Here is an 18,892-nt window from a genome sequence, read left to right as displayed (position 1 = left end):
GACGTTAGAAGTTGAGGGCGACCTTGGCGTCCTGAAGCTGGACGATCTGGCCGGTGATGTCGTCCTTCTTGGCGAAATCCTCGGTGGCATCGCGCTGCAACTCGAGGGCGGCGATGTCCTTGTCGAGCGAATCGGGCGTGATCTCCTCGAACGGGTTGGCACGCTCTGCGATCACGGTGACCATGGTCGGTCCGATATCGGCGAAGCCACCGCGCACGAGAACGCGCTTACCGGCATGGCCGGCCTCGTTGATCACGATCACGCCCACCTTGAGCGCCGTCAGGACGGGGGCATGGCCCGGAAGAACGGTCATCTCCCCTTCGATGCCGGGAAGCTGCACGGCCTCGATCTGGCCGGAATAGACCGTCCGCTCGGGACCGACGAAATCGAACTGGAAGGTGGCCATGGCGAGGGAGGTCCCGCTTCGGGTTGTCGTGTTGGAGAAGCGGCGCGGTCCCGAGAAGGCCGCGCCGTGATTGTCGGGTCAGGCCGTCCGCCATTTCGGCGGAAGGCCTTGGCGTTCGATGGATCAGGCCGCAGCCGCGATCTTCTTCGCCTTCTCCTTGGCGTCCTCGATCGTGCCGACCATGTAGAACGCCGCCTCCGGCAGGTCGTCGTAATCGCCGTTCACGAGGCCCTTGAAGCCCTTGATCGTATCGGCCAGCGGGACCTGGATGCCGGGCGAGCCGGTGAAGATCTCGGCCACCGAGAAGGGCTGCGAGAAGAAGCGCTCGATCTTGCGGGCGCGGGCAACGGTGAGCTTGTCCTCTTCCGAGAGCTCATCCATGCCCAGGATCGCGATGATGTCCTGCAGGGCCTTGTAGCGCTGCAGCGTCTGCTGGACGCGGCGGGCGACGTCATAATGCTCCTCGCCGAGGACGGCGGGGTTGAGCATCCGCGACGTAGAGTCCAGCGGATCCACGGCCGGGTAGATGCCCTTCTCGGCGATGGAGCGCGAGAGCACGGTGGTGGCGTCCAAGTGGGCGAACGAGGCGGCGGGCGCCGGGTCGGTCAGATCGTCGGCCGGCACGTAGATAGCCTGCACCGAGGTGATCGAGCCCTTGGTAGTGGTGGTGATGCGCTCCTGCAGGGCGCCCATGTCCGTGGCCAGCGTCGGCTGGTAGCCCACGGCGGAGGGGATGCGGCCGAGAAGAGCCGACACTTCCGAACCGGCCTGGGTGAAGCGGAAGATGTTGTCCACGAAGAACAGCACGTCCTGGCCCTGATCGCGGAAATCCTCGGCGATGGTGAGGCCGGTGAGCGCGACACGCGAGCGGGCACCGGGGGACTCGTTCATCTGGCCGTAGACGAGCGCGCACTTGGAGCCTTCGGCCGAGCCGTTGTTCTCCTTCGGGTCCATGTTGACCTTGGACTCGATCATCTCGTGGTAGAGATCGTTGCCCTCGCGGGTGCGCTCACCGACGCCGGCGAACACCGAGTAGCCCGAGTGCACCTTGGCGATGTTGTTGATGAGCTCCATGATCAGCACGGTCTTGCCGACGCCGGCGCCGCCGAACAGGCCGATCTTGCCGCCCTTGGCGTAGGGGGCGAGGAGATCGACCACCTTGATGCCGGTGACCAGGATCTGCGACTCGGTGGACTGCTCGGCGTAGGACGGCGCGGGCTGGTGGATGGCGCGCAGGGTGTCCGACTGGATCGGGCCGGCTTCGTCGATCGGCTCGCCGATGACGTTCATGATGCGGCCGAGGGTGTTGAAGCCGACCGGCACCTTGATGGCCTCGCCGGTGTCGGTGACTTCCTGGCCACGAACGAGGCCTTCCGACGTGTCCATGGCGACGCAGCGCACGGTGCTCTCACCGAGCTGCATGGCCACTTCGAGGACGAGGCGGTTGCCGTTGTTCTTGGTCTCGAGGGCGTTGAGGATCTCCGGCAGGTGGCCGTCGAAGTGAACGTCGACCACGGGGCCGATGACCTGGGTGATCTTGCCGACCTTATTGGAGCCGGCGCCGGGGAGAGCGGTGTTCGCCATGTTACGGGTCCTTCGAATATGTTGCGGTCAGGGCGACGGGGAGCGCTTAGAGCGCTTCGGCACCCGAGATGATTTCGATGAGTTCCTTGGTGATCATGGCCTGACGCGTGCGGTTGTAGATCTGCGTCTGCTTCTTGATCATCTCGCCCGCGTTGCGCGTGGCGGAATCCATGGCACCGGTACGTGCGCCCTGCTCGGAGGCCGCGTTCTCGAGGAGCGCGCGGAACACCTGGACGGTGAGGTTGCGCGGCAGGAGCGTGTCGAGGATCGCTTCCTCGCTCGGCTCGAACTCCAGAGCTGCATCCGGAGCGGTACCGCCGGCTGCGGGCAGCTCGGCTGGGATGAGCTTCTGGGCGGTCGGCACCTGGGCGATGACGGAGCGGAAGCGCGAATAGAACAGCGTCGCCACGTCGAACTCGCCGTCGTCGAAACGCGAGATGATGCTCTGCGCGATTTCGGCAGCGAACTCGTAATCCACCGGCTTGTTGCCGCGCAGGTCACGGCTCTCGATGATCTGGTCGCGATACTGGCGACGCAGGAGGTCGTAGCCCTTCTTGCCGACCGTGACGATCTTCACCGTCTTGCCTTCGGCCGTCAGCGTGCGGATGTGCTCGCGGGCCAGACGCACGATCGACGAGTTGAAGCCGCCGCAGAGGCCGCGGTCAGCCGTGCAGACGACCAGCAGGTGAACCTTGTCGGCGCCCGTGCCGGACAGGAGCTTCGGTCCCTGGACACCGCCGACGAGGTTCGCGGCGAGGTTGCCGAGCACCTGGGACATCTTCTCGGCATAGGGACGGGCATTCTCAGCGGCATTCTGGGCGCGCCGCAACTTGGCGGCGGCGACCATCTGCATCGCTTTGGTGATCTTCTGCGTGCCCTTCACCGAAGCGATGCGGTTACGCAGATCCTTCAAACTCGCCATGGGGTGACTTCCAGATCCGTTCGGTGCGGTTCGACGCCATCTCTCTTCCCCTTGAGTGGGGAAGAGCCGGAGGTGGGGGTGGTGTCGAAGAGGTCTCGGCCGGTCCGGCACACCTCCACCCCAGTCCCCTCCCCGCTAAGGGAGGGGATCATCGACTGGCTTTAGGCCAGCGACTTGGCGACGCTCTCGACGACGCCCTTCAGCGTCTTCGCGCTGTCGTCGGACAGATCCTTCGAGTCACGGATCTTGGTGAGCAGATCGGCGTGCTTGGTGCGCAGGGTCGAGAGCAGCGCGTCCTCGAAGGGACGGACCTTCGACACGGGCAGAGCATCGAGATAGCCGTTCACGCCGGCATAGATCACCGCGACCTGCTCTTCCATCTTCAGCGGCGAGAATTGCGGCTGCTTCAGGAGCTCGGTGAGGCGCGAGCCACGGTTCAGGAGCTTCTGGGTCGACGCATCGAGATCAGAGCCGAACTGTGCGAAGGCGGCCATCTCGCGGTACTGGGCGAGCTCACCCTTGATCTTACCGGCGACCTTCTTCATCGCCTTCGTCTGGGCCGACGAGCCCACGCGGGACACCGAGAGGCCGACGTTCACCGCCGGGCGGATGCCCTGGTAGAACAGGTCGGTCTCGAGGAAGATCTGTCCGTCGGTGATCGAGATCACGTTGGTCGGGATGTAGGCCGAAACGTCGTTGGCCTGGGTCTCGATGACAGGAAGCGCGGTCAGTGATCCATTACCGGCGGCATCGCCCATCTTGGCGGCGCGCTCGAGCAGGCGCGAGTGCAGGTAGAACACGTCGCCGGGATAAGCTTCGCGGCCCGGCGGGCGGCGCAGCAGCAGCGACATCTGGCGGTAGGCGACGGCCTGCTTGGAGAGATCGTCATACACGATCACGGCGTGCATGGCGTTGTCGCGGAAATACTCGCCCATGGCGCAGCCGGCGAAGGGGGCGATGAACTGCATCGGCGCAGCGTCCGAAGCGGTCGCGGCGATGACGATGGAGTATTCGAGCGCGCCGTTGTCTTCGAGCGACTTCACGAACTGTGCGACGGTGGAGCGCTTCTGACCGATTGCGACATAGACGCAATAGAGCTTGGCGTTCTCGTCGGTGCCGGCATGAGCCGGCTTCTGGTTCAGGATCGTATCGAGGGCGATGGCGGTCTTGCCGGTCTGGCGATCGCCGATGATCAGCTCGCGCTGGCCGCGGCCGACGGGGATCAGGGCGTCGATGGCCTTGAGGCCAGTGGCCATCGGCTCGTGAACCGACTTGCGCGGAATGATGCCGGGAGCCTTCACGTCGACGCGGCGACGCTCGGTGGTGGCGATGGGGCCCTTGCCGTCGATCGGGTTGCCGAGGGCGTCGACGACGCGGCCGAGCAGCGCCTTACCGACCGGAACGTCCACGATAGCGCCGGTGCGCTTGACGGTCTGGCCTTCCTTGATGTCGCGATCCGACCCGAAGATCACGATGCCGACGTTGTCCTGCTCGAGGTTGAGGGCCATGCCGCGCACGCCCGACTCGAACTCGACCATCTCACCGGCCTGGACGCTGTCGAGCCCGTAGGCGCGGGCGATACCGTCACCGACGGAGAGCACTTGGCCCACCTCGGTTACCTCGGCTTCCTGGCCGAAATTCTTGATCTGCTCTTTCAGGATCGCGGAGATCTCGGCAGCGCGGATGTCCATCGTCTGGCCTCTTTAAATCGAAACGAAGTTGCTGTGGAGAAACGGGAGCGGGCCTGCGCCGAAGCGCCGACCTCAGGCTTCCCGCATCGCGAGTCGAATACCGTTGAGCTTGGTACGCAGGGATGCATCCACCATCCGGCTGCCGATCTTGACGATGAGACCGCCGATCAGGGCCGGGTCGACGCGCAGATCGAGGTCGATCTCCGAGCGAGCCACATCGCGCAGGGACGCCTTGATCTCTTCGAGAACGGCGTCCGACGGGCGTTCGGCCACGGTCACCTCGGCACGTACGATCCCCTTCGATTCCGCCACCAAACGGCGGAAGGCGCGGATCATGTCGGGCAGCGCGAAAAGACGGCGGTTGGAGGCCGCGAGCCGGATGAAGTTCGCGCCGAGGCCGGTGAGACCGGCCTTGTCGAGGATGGCGCCGATGGCGGCTTCCTGCTGCTCACCGGTGAAAACCGGGCTGCGAACGAGGCGAGCCAGATCGGGGCTCTCCTTGAGAAGGGAATCAAAGCTCTGCAGGGTCGCCGCGACCGCATCGATCTGGCGCTCGTCGCGGGCCAGCTCGAACAGTGCGGAGGCATAGCGACCTGCTACGCCTGCAACCGGGGAACCCGCCTCGGAACTAGTCTGCGCCACGCGCCACTCTCTCTTTTAATCCGGCCCGAGGTTCCGGCCCGTGACACCGTTCTCGGCGTCGGCTCTGAAACCGTCAGGAATGGGAACCGCCTCGAAATACAGGTCTGAAACCCGTCCTCCCGGCGCGGCGAGGGCCTAGCATGCGTGTTGGGGAGGCGCAAGACGAAGACGGGCCTGCATAAGCTTGTGCGGCGCGCGGTCGTGCACTCATATCCAATCCGCGAGAACGATGGCGAAGGTGAGGCGTCAGGCCGCCGGCGAAAGTTCAGGCCGTCAGCAAGCGATCTGATCGCAGCGACGCATGGCCCCGATCATCCGAGCGAGGGACTTCGCACCCGGATGTCCGAGAAGGCCGGTATTGCCGAGCACGTAGGAGGGAGTCGCCACGAGACCGAGATCGGCCGCCATGCGCATCTGCGCCTTCAACGCGAGACGCACCTCGTCGCTATCGGCGATCGTCTCGAGCTCCGAGGCGGGCACGCCCAAGGTGGCGGCGACCTGAAGCGAGCCGGTGCCGTCGATCCGGCCGGGTCTGGCGAGCAGCTTCTGATAGAGCGTCCAGGCGGCGGCCGACCCCATCTTGCGCTGGATCGCCAATGCGACCTTCGCCGCCTGAGCCGATTGAGGCGAGAGAATCGGATTGTTGATAAGCCCGATTCGCAAAGCGGTATCGCTCGCGGCGAGAGACGTCATGTCGATCGCCGCCTTCCGGCAATACGGACAATTGTAGTCGAAGAACTCGTAGAGCGTGATCTCCGCCTCGCGGGCCCCCACATAGGTCACGCCCTTCAGAGCAGGGATTTCCCCGACGATTTCACCCGGGAGCCGGGTGTTCGCGATTGGCCGGCCATCGTCGTTATCGACCTTGAAGGTCTGGCCGTAGCCCTGGGCATGGCCGCCGCGGAGTGACGCGACAAGGAAAGCCAGGCTCGCGGAACCGGCCAGGAACTTTCGACGGTCGATGGACATGCGAACGGGCCTCGAAGGTGCGGGATCACCGATCATTCGGCGTCGCGTGTCGCGCCTCTTAATCCCGGTTCGAGATGGTATCCAGACCGTTGCTCCCCCGAGAGGAGTGCTCGCTCCGGAGGTCGCACGCATCCCGTCGATGAAATATTTTTCTAACTCCTCACAAAGAGTGCCTCGAATGATCCCCCCTCACATTCCAAGCAACATTCGTGTATTCTGACGCAGCGCGCATATCCGATGAACTTTCTGGCAGATTAAAATGAAATACTCGGGGGATAGATTGAGCCGCACTGCGATAAACTAAAAGCATATTGGAGTTTTGTGCGCCAGAATTAAGCAACAACAGTTATTCGTAATCTTTATAGCGCAGCCGTGACGGAAATTTTCTAGTTTTCACAATTCGTCGCAGGGATTGTTAACTCAATTGATAGGGAATCTCCCATATCGAATGACACAGGGCTGAGCGCGGCGGCCCGCCACAACCCTTACGCGTCAAATAGGGTGATGAACTTTTTTTCGAATACCGATTTCCGCTCACGGATCGCCGCATTGGATCGTTCGCAAGCGGTCATCGAGTTCGATACCGATGGCACCGTACTGACTGCAAACCGGAATTTTCTCGCCGCGATCGGCTACGGATTGTCCGAGATCCAGGGCGAGCATCACAGCCTTTTCGTCGAGCCGGCGTTCCGGGATAGCCAGGATTACAAGGCCTTCTGGAGCGCGTTGGCCGCCGGCACCTTCCAGTCCGGCGAGTTCAAGCGCATCGGCAAGGGCGGGCGCGAGATCTGGTTGCAGGCCACCTACAATCCCATCCTCGGTCGCAACGGAAAGACCGAGAAGATCGTCAAGTTCTCATCCGACATCACCGAGCGCGTGATGCGCTCGATCAACCATGAGGGCCAGATCAAAGCCCTCGACCGCTCGCAGGCGGTCATCGAGTTCGCCCTCGACGGCACCATCCTCACGGCCAACCGGAACTTCCTCGACGTGATGGGCTACGACCTGTCCGAGATTCAGGGCCAGCCCCACAGCATGTTCGTCGGTCCCGATCTGCGGGCAAGCGCGGCGTACAGGCGCTTCTGGGATGAACTCGGCCGAGGTGAGTATCAGGCCGACGAGTATCGGCGGATCGCAAAGGGTGGCCGCGAGGTCTTCATCCAGGGGACCTACAACCCAATCTTCGACCGGGACGGACGCCCGCTGAAGGTCGTCAAATTCTGCATCGACGTCACGCGGCAGGTGCTGGAGCGCCAGCGCCGCGCCGCTCTGCAGATCTCCATTGCCACCGACCTCAACGCCATCGCCGGTGCCGCTTCGGGCGCGTCGCTACAGGCCGGTCAAGCCGCTCAGGCCTCGACTCAGGTCTCTTGCGACATCCAGACCGTGGCGTCCGGCGCCGAAGAGCTCGCGGCCTCGGTGTCCGAGATCAGCATGCAGGTGACCCACGCCTCCGAGATCTCCAGTCAGGCGGTCAAGCAGGCCGAGAAAACCAGCACCATCATCGCCGGTCTCTCGGGCGCGGCGACCCGGATCGGCGAAGTCGTCGCCTTGATCCAGGGCATCGCCGCGCAAACCAATTTGCTCGCCCTCAATGCGACGATCGAGGCGGCACGGGCGGGAGAAGCGGGTCGGGGCTTCGCCGTGGTCGCGACCGAGGTGAAGGCTTTGGCCGCCCAGACCTCCAAGGCGACCGAGCAGATCAGCGCTCAGATCATGTCGACCCAGCAAGCGACTCAGGATGCGGTGGGGGCCATCACCTCGATCCAGGACACGATCATGACCCTGAACGAAGTCGCGAGCGCGATCTCGGCGGCGGTCGAAGAGCAGAGCGCGGTGACCCGCGAGATGTCGGCGAGCATGCAGACCGCCTCCAACGGCGTAGGCCAGATCACTAGCAGCCTCAGTGAGATTGCCCGCTCCACCGAAGAGGTCGATTCGGCCACTCAGAAGGTCAGGGTCGCCTCTCAGGAAGCTGCCTAAGTTCCCAATGCCGGTCCCTCGACGCTTCGCTCCAACGACGTCCGCGCCCTCCTTTGGCCGGGGGCGAAGCGCCTAACGCATTGCTCCCGGCCGGTCGCCTATCGCCCAGGCAAGCGCCTGTTCCAGCCGATCGTTACCCCAGAACAGCTCGCCATCGCCGGTCAGGAAGGTCGGGGCGCCGAAGATGCCGCGCGAGCGTGCCTCTTCGCCGTTGACGCGCAGACGCCCCTTGTTGCCCTCCAAGGCCGCAGCCTTGAGGATCACGGTGCCATCGAGACCGAGCCCGTTGAGGACCCCCACGATGGCCGGCGGTTCGGCGATGGAGCGCCCCAGAGAGAACTGGGTCTCGTAGACGGCTTTCGAGAACGGAACGAGCCAGTCGTGATCCATGCCGTAGGTGGCTGCACGGGTCGCGCTCAAGCTGTTCTGCGGGAACGGGTCGGGCCGCTTCAACGGAGGCAGGCCTTGCCTCGCCGCCTCGCGCTCCACATCCCGCCACATATGCCGTCCCTTGGCCGGAAAGAGATTGAAGGGCGAGGAATTCCAGCCCTGGCTGGCGAAGATCGGGCCAAGGAGGAAGGGCCGCCAGCGCACTTCGACGCCGGCGGCTTCCGCCATCTCGTCGATCCGCATGGCCGCCAGGTAGGAATACGTGGAAGAGAACTCGTACCAGAATTCGAGGGTCGGCCGTCGCGGCATTCGTCGAATCTCCGGCGTGGGGTGACAAGCGAGGTTGAATTACGCAGTTTCGGGCGTCGGGGCCAGGGCAGTAACGGGCTCCGCTGACGCGGTGGTGGAAAGCGGGAGCGAACACCTCTGCAACGTCTCCTGCGGCATGCCGGTTGCACGACGCGGCTGTCGGCTGATAAGTCGCCCCGACTCCACGAGAACCGAAGCGAGCCCGATGTCAGACGTGAATCCGAAGCCCGTCAACAAGGTCGTGCTCGCCTATTCCGGTGGCCTCGACACCTCGATCATCCTGAAATGGCTGCAGACCACCTATGGCTGCGAGGTCATCACCTTCACGGCCGATCTGGGACAGGGCGAGGAGCTTGAGCCAGCGCGCAAGAAGGCTGAGCTGCTCGGCATCAAGCCGGAAAACATCTTCATCGAGGACCTGCGCGAGGAATTCGTTCGCGACTATGTCTTCCCGATGTTCCGCGCCAACGCGGTCTACGAGGGCGTCTATCTCCTCGGCACCTCCATCGCCCGCCCGCTCATCGCCAAGAAGCAGATCGAGATCGCCGAACGTCTCGGCGCCGATGCGGTCTGTCACGGCGCCACCGGCAAGGGCAACGATCAGGTCCGGTTCGAGCTCGGGTATTATGCCTTGAAGCCCGATGTGACCGTCATCGCCCCCTGGCGCGAATGGGATCTCAAGAGCCGCGAACAGCTGATCGCTTTCGCCGAGCAGCACCAGATTCCGATCTCCAAGGACAAGCGCGGCGAGAGCCCGTTCTCCGTGGACGCGAACCTTCTTCACGCCTCCTCCGAGGGTAAGGTTCTGGAGGACCCGGCCGATGAGGTGCCGGATTACGTCTATTCCCGTACGCTTTCGCCGGAAGAGGCCCCCGACACTCCGACCATCGTCACGATCGGCTTCGAGAAGGGCGACGCGGTCTCCATCGACGGCGAGCGCCTCACCCCTGCCACCCTATTAGCCAAGCTCAACCAGCTCGGTCATGACAACGGCATCGGCCGCCTCGACCTCGTGGAGAACCGCTTCGTCGGCATGAAGAGCCGGGGCATGTACGAGACGCCGGGCGGCACGATCCTGCTGCCGGCCCACAGGGCCATCGAGTCGATTACGCTGGATCGCGGCGCGGCGCACCTCAAGGACCAGATCATGCCGCAATATGCGGAGCTGATCTATAATGGCTTCTGGTTCTCGCCGGAGCGCGAGATGCTCCAGGCCCTCATCGACAAGAGCCAGGAGATGGTCACCGGCGAGGTTCGGCTGAAGCTCTACAAGGGCGGCATCCACGTCATCGGCCGCACCAGCCCGAACTCGCTCTACGACCAGGACCTCGTCACCTTCGAGGAGGGCGCCGTGGCCTACGACCACCGCGACGCGGCGGGCTTCATCAAGCTCAACGCCCTGCGGCTACGCACCTTGGCTCAGCGCAAGAAGAAGCTCGGGGCATAGGCCTCGCAATCCACCCCTCCCCCGTCGCGGGGAGGGGTTTACGCAGCGCTTAGACGGCGGACCAGCGGTTGCCCGCCTTACCGAAGGGGCCGGGGCCGAGATCGCCATAGCGCAGGAAGATCTGCAGGGCCGGCTGCATCTCGTGATGCACCGCCGGTATTTCGGTCCCCGTTCCATAAGGCTCGGCCGTGTCGAAGGCTGGCACGTCGCGGCCGTCGTCCCAGACGATGTTCAGCTTCCTCACCAGCGCCAGATGCTCGGCCGTCACATCGAAGGTGACGTGCTCGGGCGTCTCGCCCGTCCCTTCGTCGCGAAACACGTCGCCGACATCGTCCGACGAAAGCTTGGCCAGGGTGTTGTGATACGCGTAGCGGCCCGGCTTCAACACGGCATTGTGGATGAAGACCGCGAGCGCGTCGCCGAGCGCCCGGTGTTCCTCGTCCGCCCCATCATCGTCGCCGGTGACGTTGAAGATGTCGCCGTCACGGTCGGTGCTGCCATAGGGTGCGTCGGGATGCACGATGGGCGCGCCTTGCCCGGCCGGGTTCCAGGCCACCACCATCCGGCGGATCAGGGCGATCCGCTCGAGGGTGAGGTCGAAGGTTGTGCTGTCGGCCATGTCGCGTCCGCTATCGGTGTTGTATTCGTCGTGTCTCGCATCCGCCCCATCACGGGCCGGCCCCGGCCGCCTGCCGGAGAATGGACGGCTCTATGACACGTGTTGCGGCAAGCCTCCACGTGTCTGGATTCAGCGAAGGCAGCCCATCAATCCACCGACCCCATTCATCCGCCCCTGGATGCGGGTGGCGACCGCACGCACTCCGCGAGATGGCAGGGCCGCATTGCGTTGGATCGGGTTCGGCAGAACGGCGGCGAGCAGGCTCGCCTCGCTGCGGTTGAGGTTCCGCGCGCTCTTTCCGAACCAGCGCTGCGCCGCCGCCTCGGCTCCGTACACACCGTCCCCCCATTCGGCGATATTCAGATAGATCTCCATCATGCGCCGCTTGCCCCATAGGGTGTCGGCGATAACGGCGAGGGGAATCTCCATTCCTTTGCGGATGACCGAACGGCCGGGCCAGAGGAACACGTTCTTCACCGTCTGCATGGAGATCGTCGAGGCGCCGCGGCTAGGCCCCTCGTCGTCATCCACCACGTCGCGCAGGGCGCCCCAATCGACGCCGTTATGTAGGCAGAAGCGCTGATCCTCCGAAGCGATGACGGCCTGGACCAGGAGCGGGGAGATCGCGTCCAGGGTGACCGCTTCGCGGCTCACGGGTTTGCCGGTCAACCATCGCGCCAGCATCAGGGTTGAGGGCGGCGTCAGCGCACTATAGACGAGCCCCAGAACAAGAATCAGGGCCAGCAACATGACGGGGAGCAGCATGAAGAGGCCGACCAGCCGCCTCACCCAATGCTTCCTTCGTCCTTGGCGGATGGAATCGAGATCGCGCACATGGCGTGATCGCGAATCGCTGTCATCTGCCGCACCGTCGCGCCGTTCCTGAATCCGTACCTCCCGCACAACGACGCGCCCATTCTTGACCAAGGCCCTTCTTACGATGACCTCACCAAAAGCATCCCACGCTTCGGTCAAGGCGGACGCATCTCAAGCGTTTTCCCACAAGCTTTCGAGCGTGGCCGACGCCGTCGAGGCGTTTCTGGCCGAACGCCTCGGTCCCGAGACGCAGACGGGCGAGATCACGCGTCCCACGCGGCTGATGGAGGCCATGCGCCATGCCGTGCTCGGCGGCGGCAAGCGTCTGCGCCCGTTCCTGGCGGTGGAGACGGCGCGGATGCTGGGCGGCTCCGAGGCCGGGGCGCTGGCCGCCGGTTCGGCCATCGAGCTCGTCCATTGCTACTCCCTCGTCCACGACGACATGCCGGCCATGGACGACGACGACATGCGCCGGGGCAAGCCTACGGTCCACAAGGCCTATGACGAGGCGACCGCCATCCTCGTCGGCGACGCGCTGCAGACGCTGGCCTTCGAGATTCTGGCAGATGCGACCTGGCAGCCGGATCCGTCGATCCGTGCCGACCTCGTTCTCGGCCTTGCAAAGGCGTCCGGTCTCGGCGGCATGGTCGGCGGCCAGATCCTCGATCTCGGGGCGGAAGGTCGCTTCGGCGCCGTCTCCCTCGATGTCGAGGACACGCTGCAGCTTCAGGCGATGAAGACCGGCGCCATCCTGGCCTTCTCGGTGGATGCGGGTGCCCTTGTGGGCGGTGCGACGCCGGATCAGCGTGCCTCCCTATGGCGCTACGGCCTCGCCTTGGGCCAAGCTTTCCAGATCGCCGACGATATCCTCGACCGCGAAGCCTCTCCCGAAGCGATGGGCAAAGCTACCGGCAAGGATAAGGATGCCGGAAAGGCGACACTCGTCGATCGTCTCGGCATCGACGGCGCCCGGGCAGAATGCGACCGCCTCGTCGGCATGTGCGAAGAGGCCGTTTCTTCCTGGGGCGACAAAGCCCAGACACTGCGCGAAGCGGCACGCTTCACGGTCGCCCGCAAAGTGTGATGCGATCGCCCCACTGAACTCTGCCGCGATGTTGCATTGCGGCAGGTCCGTGATATCAGGCCTTCATGCATCTCAAGCGGTTCATCGATTTTCTCGGCCTGACGCCGCCGTAGGCTTAAGCCTACCGAATCGTGTTCCGTCCGTGCCCGGTGAGCGCTTGAGCGCCCGGTCATCAAGATGCCTGTCCCTGTCGACGCTTCGCGCGCGGGGACGATGAAAGCCATTCCCCATGAACCGTCAGTCCTTCCGGAGCGAGTGGGCTCCCGACGTCACGCGTGAAATCCTGGCCGGCACGGTGGTCGCCCTGGCGCTGATCCCTGAGGCCATCGCCTTCTCGATCATCGCGGGCGTCGACCCGAAAGTCGGTCTCTACGCCTCGTTCTGCATCGCCGTCATTTCCGCTTTCGCCGGCGGGCGTCCTGCCATGATTTCGGCTGCCACCGGCGCCATGTCCCTCGTCATGGTCACGCTCGTGAAGGAGCATGGACTCGGCTACCTGTTCGCGGCCACCATTCTCACCGGGTTGCTCCAGATCGTCGCCAGTGCCGTGCGCCTCGGCAACCTCATGCGCTTCGTCTCGCGCTCGGTGGTCACAGGCTTCGTCAACGCCCTGGCGATCCTCATCTTCCTGGCGCAGATGCCGGAGTTGATCGGCCGCGGGCCGGTCGTCTACGCCATGACCGCCATCGGCCTCGCGATGATCTACGGCCTCCCCTACCTGACGAAGGCCGTCCCCTCACCGTTGATCACGATCCTCGCTCTCACCGGAATCTCGGTCTGGTTCGGGTTCGACATCAGGACCGTGGGCGACATGGGTGCCCTGCCGAGCGAATTACCGGTCTTCGCCCTCCCCCAGGTGCCGTTCACTCTGGAGACACTGCAGATCATCCTGCCCTACGCCCTCACCCTGGCGATGGTCGGCCTGCTCGAGAGCATGATGACTGCGGCCATCCTCGATGAGATGACCGACACGACCTCCAACAAGAACCGCGAATGCGCCGGCCAGGGCCTCGCCAACGTCACCTCCGGTCTCTTCGGCGGCATGGCCGGCTGCGCCATGATCGGGCAATCGGTCATCAACGTCTCGTCCGGCGGGCGGGGCCGTCTCTCGACGCTGTGGGCGGGCGCGTTCCTGCTGTTCCTCATCGTGGTTCTCGGCCCCTATGTGGCGCAAATCCCGATGGCGGCCCTCGTCGCGGTAATGATCATGGTCTCGATCAACACCTTCCAGTGGAACTCCGTGCGGACGCTGCTGACCCACCCGAAGAGTTCGAGCGCGGTGATGCTCGGAACGGTGGCCGTCGTCGTGACGACGCATGACCTTGCCAAGGGTGTGCTGTTCGGGGTCGTTCTCTCGGGGTTGTTCTTCGCCCACAAGGTGACGCGGTTCTTCGGTATGTCGTCGGTACGCGACGAGGCCAGCCGCATCCGTACCTACCGGGTGACGGGCCAGATCTTCTTCGCCACGGCGGAGGCGTTCCATTCCGCCTTCGATTTCCGCGAGGACGACCTGACCGGGGTGGTGATCGATCTCTCCGCCTCGCATTTCTGGGACATCACCAGCATCAGTGCCCTCGACAGGGTGGTGCTGAAATTCCGGCACCACGGCATACCCGTCGAGATCGTCGGAATGAACACGGCGACGACCACCCTCGTCGACCGGGTCGGCACTCATCAGAAGCCTTGGGCGGCCCTCGCGGGGCCGGGTCACTGAGCGACGGGAAGAGTGGGATCGAGCGGGAGACTTGCCAAGCGCCCGAGCCCGTCGCTACAGCCGCGCGACGCATCACCCCTTGCCCGCGAGTGCTCCCATGACCGCCTACAAGCTCCTCCTCCTCCCCGGTGACGGCATCGGCCCGGAGGTGATGGCCCAGGTGAAGACCGTGATCGGTGCACTCGCCGAGACCGGTCTCGCCACGTTCGAGACCGAGACCGACCTCGTCGGCGGCTCGTCCATCGACGCTCAGGGCGTGCCCCTCACCGACGAGGCCCTCGCGCGGGCGGACGCGGCGGATGCGATCCTGCTCGGCGCGGTGGGCGGCCCAAAATGGTCCGGCGTCGCCTACGACATCCGTCCCGAGGCCGGGCTTCTGCGGCTCCGCAAGGATCTCGGCCTGTTCGCGAATCTGCGGCCGGCGATCTGCTACCCGGCGCTGGCGGATGCGTCCGCGCTGAAACGCGAGCTCGTCGAGGGTCTCGACATCATGATCGTGCGCGAACTCACCGGCGGCGTCTATTTCGGTGAGCCGAAGGAAATCACCACCCTCCCCGACGGTACCAAGCGCGCCGTCGATACCCAGGTCTACACCACGGGCGAGATCGAGCGGATCGCCCATGTGGCCTTCGATCTGGCGCGCAAGCGCTCGGGCCGCGTGGCCTCGGCCGAGAAGCACAACGTGATGAAATCCGGCGTCCTGTGGAAGGAGGTCGTCACCAAGGTCCATTCCGAGCATTACAGCGATGTCGAGCTCGAGCATGTGCTCGCCGACAATTGCGCCATGCAGCTGGTGCGCCGCCCGAAGCAGTTCGACGTCCTCGTGACCGACAACCTCTTCGGCGACGTGCTCTCGGATGTAGCGGCGATGCTCACGGGCTCCCTCGGCATGCTGCCCTCCGCTTCGCTCGGAGCAGTGGATTCGAAGGGAAGCCGCAAGGCATTGTACGAGCCGGTCCATGGCTCGGCACCCGATATTGCGGGCCAGGATCTCGCCAACCCCATCGCCATGATCGGCTCGCTCGCCATGGCGTTGCGCTACTCGTTCGGCCTCGGCGAGGCGGCCGACCTACTCAACGGCGCGATCACCGATGCACTCGCGGCGGGTGCCCGCACGAAGGATATCGCTGGAGAGGGCGTGACGCCGCTGGGGACCGCCGGGATGGGCGAGGCCGTCGTGGCGGCTCTCAAGTCGCGGGTGCGCTGAAGCGCGAACAGCGGTCTCGTCCGGACATGAAAAAGGCGCCGACCCAACCGGGTCGGCGCCTTTCTCGGTCCATCGTCCGACGACTGCCCTTAGTAGGGGTTGCCGTTGCGAGAGACGTAGGAGGTGGGGTCGATCGCATCGACACCGGAGAAGTCGATGTTGTGGATCGCGCTGGAACGGGCGCCCACGAACGGGCCGTTGGTGATCGGATCGGGCAAGATCGCACCGCCGAAGCGATCGTTTCGGCCGTAGGGCGGCGAATTCAGGTAGCTGGCCGTGATGAAGTGCGGGTTGGTCGCCGGGTTGCTGATCGAACCGTTATTCGCCTCGACGACGTTGCCGGCATCGAGCCAGCTGCGCGGACGGATGCGGATCGGCAGCGGCTGGCTGACGCGGATACCGGGGGCGTAACGACCCTGCGCCTCGACAGCGGTGCTCGCGCCGACAGCGGTAAGGGTGAGTGCGCCCATCAGGGCAATCGTGGCAGTGCGCATGACGGACCTTCGTTGAACCTGTGTGAGATTAGGCCCGATTTCCTTAAGAAACTCGGCCATTCATGGTGAGTAGACGTGCCAGCGGCGCTGTTGTTCCCGGCCTAAGGCCGCGCTTGGTCGCTTCGCCGCAGTTTCGCCTCATTATGTCGGATGCGGCGTTTCGAGATCGATCCGGTTTCTCCGGCGGCCTCTCGGTTGGGGACGGCCGCGACACGCGGCGCGCAGCCCTCCACCCGCCGTTCCTCGAACACGCGATACGCCGCTTCGAGGCCTGCGGAAGCTTGGCCATTCAGAACGAGCTTGTCCAGGGCGCAGACGATGGCGCGCGGCTCCGGCGGCTGGCTCAACGGAGCGCAGAGCCAGCCATCGATGCGCGGGGTCAGTGGAATCAGCCCGCTCTGCCCCGCATTGGAGAAACCGGTACAGATCCGCGTCACCGGACCGCTCAACGTGGCTTCCAAGGTTTCGAGCGGACCGAACTTGGTAGCGATCAACCCTCGTTCGCCGGATCGTACGACGGCGAGTCCCTGCCCGTCCGCGGCCCGTCGGGCGATGGTGACGAACAGGCTCACGGGAGGTGTGGAGCCCTCTGTGACGGTGAGGCTGAGATAGGGTGCCTCCGCCGCGTCGAATTTACCCTGTGAGAGACGGTCCTCCCTCTGGCCCGTGGCCGGGTTGATCCGTGCTGGCTCGATCTTCGCCTGATCGAGGGCGTCAGGATCGTCGAGCCGATAACGCGGGGCCGTTTCGGCAATGGGCAGAGCCTGGCGAACATTCACGGCGGCGGTGGGGACGAACGGCTGGGCATTCGTGTCGGTCGACACAATCGCCCCCGACTTCGTCTCATCGTGTTTCGGCTCACCACCGACGAACTGCCCGGCTGCGCCGACACAGGCGAGTGCCGCGACACAAGGCACGGCAAGCCGCAATGACGAGCGAGCCTTGCGCTTGGGGAGCCGATGGCTGGTTTCGTCCTGTACGGCGATGCGATGCATGAAACCCTGAAACCGGTGACTCTTCTGGAGGCTTTCGCCACGTGGGAGCGACCATGCTCTCGAGGCTGCGTAGGCCGGGTTTCACACCGGGTGACCGGATGAGGGTTTTCGATTTTGCGGTGAATCAATCGTTGCCCGATACACGTTGCGTCTATCGGCAGGTCCTGTTTGTGCCGCGACGAAAGTCTCGCATGCAGCGCAACTCTTGACAGTCGCGGAGACGAGGCGTCTTGCTCCGCCGCTTGAAGTCAAAGTGGTCCTATCGAAGGGTCGAACGGGACGGGGCGTGCCGGCAAGTCCGCGGGACGACGCGTTTTCGCAGCCGGCCGGTCAATCAGGTCGTGACCGGGAAACCCTGCGGATTCTCATGGGACCGGTACACGGAGACTTGCCAACGACCCTGCCGGCGGTGCCGAGGCGATGAGCCCGGCCCTGGCGGGGAACCAGGGCATCACGAAGCGGAGTTGGAGAGATGGGTTACAAGGTCGCCGTCGTCGGTGCCACGGGCAATGTTGGCCGTGAGATGCTCGACATCCTGTCGGAGCGGGCGTTCCCCGCCGATGAGGTCGTGGCTATCGCCTCGCGCCGCAGCGCCGGGCAGGAAGTCTCCTTCGGTGACAAGATCCTGAAGGTGAAGGCGCTCGACACCTACGATTTCTCCGACACCGATATTTGCCTGATGTCCGCCGGCGGCGAGACGTCGAAGGAATGGTCGCCGCGCATCGGCCAGACCGGCTGCGTCGTCATCGATAATTCGTCGGCCTTTCGCTACCATCCCGACGTACCGCTGATCGTTCCGGAAGTGAATCCGGAAGCCATCACCGGCTTCTCGAAGATGAACATCATCGCCAACCCGAACTGCTCCACGGCGCAGCTCGTCGTCGCCTTGAAGCCCCTGCACGACGTGGCCAAGATCACCCGCGTGGTGGTGGCGACCTATCAGTCGGTCTCCGGCGCCGGCAAGGAAGCCATGGACGAGCTGTTCCAACAGACCCGTTCGGTCTTCACCGCTGGCCAGATGACCATGGAGAAGTTCCCAAAGCGCATCGCCTTCAACGTCATCCCGCAAATCGACGTGTTCCTCGACGACGGATCCACCAAGGAAGAGTGGAAGATGGTCGCCGAGACCAAGAAGATGCTCGATCCCAAGATCAAGCTGACGGCGACCTGCGTGCGCGTGCCGGTGTTCATCGGCCATGCCGAGGCGGTGAACGTCGAATTCGAGCATCCGATCTCGCCCGAGGAGGCGACTGCCCTCCTGCGTTCGGCACCGGGCATCCTGGTCGTCGATAAGCGTGAGCCCGGCGGCTACATGACCCCGCACGAGGCGGCCGGCGAGGACGCGACCTATGTCTCGCGCATCCGCGCGGATTCGACGGTCGATAACGGCCTCTCGTTCTGGTGCGTCGCCGATAACCTGCGCAAGGGCGCGGCCCTGAACACGGTGCAGATCGCCGAGATGCTGATCAACCGGAAGCTCCTGAAGGAGCGGGCGGCGGCCTGATCACTCCACTTCCAGTCCTCGGGCCGAAACCCACCGACCGGCCATTGTCATTGACGCCGTCCCGTTCACGGGGCGGCGTTTTTTTATGGCCAATCCCCCTAACGAAGCAGGAGGAG

At 64.4% G+C, this 18,892-nt stretch carries 17 protein-coding genes; 6 read left to right on the top strand and 11 right to left on the bottom strand.

Going from position 1 to position 18,892, the window contains the following annotated elements:
* Positions 1-4: 4 nt before the first annotated feature.
* The 6 genes from atpC to ACYQML_RS10410 form a co-directional block, all read right to left on the bottom strand.
* Positions 5-406: an ATP synthase F1 subunit epsilon gene (gene atpC, locus ACYQML_RS10435; protein WP_461235484.1), complete on the bottom strand. Its 402-nt coding sequence runs from the start codon at positions 404-406 to the stop codon at positions 5-7.
* 123 nt (positions 407-529) lie between these two features.
* Complete coding sequence (gene atpD, locus ACYQML_RS10430; RefSeq protein ID WP_018044914.1) at positions 530-1,990, bottom strand: F0F1 ATP synthase subunit beta; 1,461 nt, start codon at positions 1,988-1,990, stop codon at positions 530-532.
* 46 nt (positions 1,991-2,036) lie between these two features.
* Positions 2,037-2,912: a F0F1 ATP synthase subunit gamma gene (locus ACYQML_RS10425; protein WP_018044915.1), complete on the bottom strand. Its 876-nt coding sequence runs from the start codon at positions 2,910-2,912 to the stop codon at positions 2,037-2,039.
* A gap of 161 nt (positions 2,913-3,073) precedes the next feature.
* On the bottom strand, positions 3,074-4,603 hold the full coding sequence (gene atpA, locus ACYQML_RS10420; RefSeq protein ID WP_056452095.1) for a F0F1 ATP synthase subunit alpha: 1,530 nt from the start codon (positions 4,601-4,603) through the stop codon (positions 3,074-3,076).
* Between the two features lie 72 nt (positions 4,604-4,675).
* Positions 4,676-5,245 (bottom strand): F0F1 ATP synthase subunit delta, encoded by a 570-nt coding sequence (locus ACYQML_RS10415; RefSeq protein WP_056431239.1) that lies wholly within the window; start codon positions 5,243-5,245, stop codon positions 4,676-4,678.
* A 273-nt stretch (positions 5,246-5,518) separates the two neighbouring features.
* Positions 5,519-6,214, bottom strand: a complete 696-nt coding sequence (locus tag ACYQML_RS10410; RefSeq protein WP_461235483.1) for a DsbA family protein — start codon at positions 6,212-6,214, stop codon at positions 5,519-5,521.
* A gap of 504 nt (positions 6,215-6,718) precedes the next feature.
* Between ACYQML_RS10410 and ACYQML_RS10405 the strand changes: the two genes are divergently transcribed.
* Complete coding sequence (locus ACYQML_RS10405; protein WP_461235482.1) at positions 6,719-8,197, top strand: methyl-accepting chemotaxis protein; 1,479 nt, start codon at positions 6,719-6,721, stop codon at positions 8,195-8,197.
* Between the two features lie 72 nt (positions 8,198-8,269).
* On the opposite strand, the gene ACYQML_RS10400 is transcribed toward ACYQML_RS10405, so the two are convergent.
* Complete coding sequence (locus ACYQML_RS10400; protein WP_056431249.1) at positions 8,270-8,896, bottom strand: 2-hydroxychromene-2-carboxylate isomerase; 627 nt, start codon at positions 8,894-8,896, stop codon at positions 8,270-8,272.
* A 205-nt stretch (positions 8,897-9,101) separates the two neighbouring features.
* Between ACYQML_RS10400 and ACYQML_RS10395 the strand changes: the two genes are divergently transcribed.
* Positions 9,102-10,343 (top strand): argininosuccinate synthase, encoded by a 1,242-nt coding sequence (locus ACYQML_RS10395; protein WP_056431252.1) that lies wholly within the window; start codon positions 9,102-9,104, stop codon positions 10,341-10,343.
* A gap of 49 nt (positions 10,344-10,392) precedes the next feature.
* Here ACYQML_RS10395 and ACYQML_RS10390 read toward each other — a convergent pair whose 3' ends face one another.
* Positions 10,393-10,962: a hypothetical protein gene (locus tag ACYQML_RS10390; protein WP_461220769.1), complete on the bottom strand. Its 570-nt coding sequence runs from the start codon at positions 10,960-10,962 to the stop codon at positions 10,393-10,395.
* A 129-nt stretch (positions 10,963-11,091) separates the two neighbouring features.
* Complete coding sequence (gene mtgA / locus ACYQML_RS10385; protein ID WP_461220771.1) at positions 11,092-11,889, bottom strand: monofunctional biosynthetic peptidoglycan transglycosylase; 798 nt, start codon at positions 11,887-11,889, stop codon at positions 11,092-11,094.
* 13 nt (positions 11,890-11,902) lie between these two features.
* On the opposite strand from mtgA, the gene ACYQML_RS10380 reads away from it, so the two are divergent.
* The 3 genes from ACYQML_RS10380 to leuB all read left to right on the top strand — a co-directional run bounded on the left by ACYQML_RS10380 (position 11,903) and on the right by leuB (position 15,783).
* On the top strand, positions 11,903-12,862 hold the full coding sequence (locus tag ACYQML_RS10380) for a polyprenyl synthetase family protein (protein ID WP_419951835.1): 960 nt from the start codon (positions 11,903-11,905) through the stop codon (positions 12,860-12,862).
* 229 nt (positions 12,863-13,091) lie between these two features.
* Entirely contained in the window at positions 13,092-14,576 is a 1,485-nt protein-coding gene (locus ACYQML_RS10375; protein ID WP_461220772.1) for a SulP family inorganic anion transporter, read from the top strand.
* Positions 14,577-14,673: 97 nt separating this feature from the next.
* A complete protein-coding gene (gene leuB, locus ACYQML_RS10370; protein ID WP_461235481.1) occupies positions 14,674-15,783 on the top strand; it encodes a 3-isopropylmalate dehydrogenase in 1,110 nt (369 codons plus the stop codon).
* An 89-nt stretch (positions 15,784-15,872) separates the two neighbouring features.
* Here the strand turns inward: leuB and ACYQML_RS10365 are convergent, their stop codons facing one another.
* Positions 15,873-16,277, bottom strand: coding sequence for a hypothetical protein (locus ACYQML_RS10365; RefSeq protein WP_056431263.1), 405 nt, complete (start codon positions 16,275-16,277; stop codon positions 15,873-15,875).
* 101 nt (positions 16,278-16,378) lie between these two features.
* Positions 16,379-17,272 (bottom strand): hypothetical protein, encoded by an 894-nt coding sequence (locus ACYQML_RS10360; RefSeq protein WP_461235480.1) that lies wholly within the window; start codon positions 17,270-17,272, stop codon positions 16,379-16,381.
* Positions 17,273-17,744: 472 nt separating this feature from the next.
* On the opposite strand from ACYQML_RS10360, the gene ACYQML_RS10355 reads away from it, so the two are divergent.
* Positions 17,745-18,776, top strand: a complete 1,032-nt coding sequence (locus ACYQML_RS10355; RefSeq protein ID WP_018044930.1) for an aspartate-semialdehyde dehydrogenase — start codon at positions 17,745-17,747, stop codon at positions 18,774-18,776.
* Positions 18,777-18,892: the final 116 nt, after the last annotated feature.

It is taken from the genome of Methylobacterium sp. CM6244 (genome assembly GCF_054817885.1).
The sequence above is the reverse complement of the archived record's forward strand: the minus strand, read 5'-3'. Positions and strand labels throughout refer to the sequence as shown.

Excerpts from the sequence above, each read along its gene's own strand:
- leuB (WP_461235481.1), top strand. The coding sequence starts at position 14,674 with ATGACCGCCTACAAGCTCCTCCTCCTCCCCGGTGACGGCATCGGCCCG.
- ACYQML_RS10395 (WP_056431252.1), top strand. The coding sequence starts at position 9,102 with ATGTCAGACGTGAATCCGAAGCCCGTCAACAAGGTCGTGCTCGCCTAT.
- atpA (WP_056452095.1), bottom strand. The coding sequence starts at position 4,603 with ATGGACATCCGCGCTGCCGAGATCTCCGCGATCCTGAAAGAGCAGATC.
- atpC (WP_461235484.1), bottom strand. The coding sequence starts at position 406 with ATGGCCACCTTCCAGTTCGATTTCGTCGGTCCCGAGCGGACGGTCTAT.
- ACYQML_RS10355 (WP_018044930.1), top strand. The coding sequence starts at position 17,745 with ATGGGTTACAAGGTCGCCGTCGTCGGTGCCACGGGCAATGTTGGCCGT.
- ACYQML_RS10390 (WP_461220769.1), bottom strand. The coding sequence starts at position 10,962 with ATGGCCGACAGCACAACCTTCGACCTCACCCTCGAGCGGATCGCCCTG.
- ACYQML_RS10360 (WP_461235480.1), bottom strand. The coding sequence starts at position 17,272 with ATGCATCGCATCGCCGTACAGGACGAAACCAGCCATCGGCTCCCCAAG.
- atpD (WP_018044914.1), bottom strand. The coding sequence starts at position 1,990 with ATGGCGAACACCGCTCTCCCCGGCGCCGGCTCCAATAAGGTCGGCAAG.
- ACYQML_RS10380 (WP_419951835.1), top strand. The coding sequence starts at position 11,903 with ATGACCTCACCAAAAGCATCCCACGCTTCGGTCAAGGCGGACGCATCT.
- ACYQML_RS10400 (WP_056431249.1), bottom strand. The coding sequence starts at position 8,896 with ATGCCGCGACGGCCGACCCTCGAATTCTGGTACGAGTTCTCTTCCACG.
- ACYQML_RS10425 (WP_018044915.1), bottom strand. The coding sequence starts at position 2,912 with ATGGCGAGTTTGAAGGATCTGCGTAACCGCATCGCTTCGGTGAAGGGC.
- ACYQML_RS10375 (WP_461220772.1), top strand. The coding sequence starts at position 13,092 with ATGAACCGTCAGTCCTTCCGGAGCGAGTGGGCTCCCGACGTCACGCGT.
- ACYQML_RS10405 (WP_461235482.1), top strand. The coding sequence starts at position 6,719 with ATGAACTTTTTTTCGAATACCGATTTCCGCTCACGGATCGCCGCATTG.
- ACYQML_RS10410 (WP_461235483.1), bottom strand. The coding sequence starts at position 6,214 with ATGTCCATCGACCGTCGAAAGTTCCTGGCCGGTTCCGCGAGCCTGGCT.
- ACYQML_RS10365 (WP_056431263.1), bottom strand. The coding sequence starts at position 16,277 with ATGCGCACTGCCACGATTGCCCTGATGGGCGCACTCACCCTTACCGCT.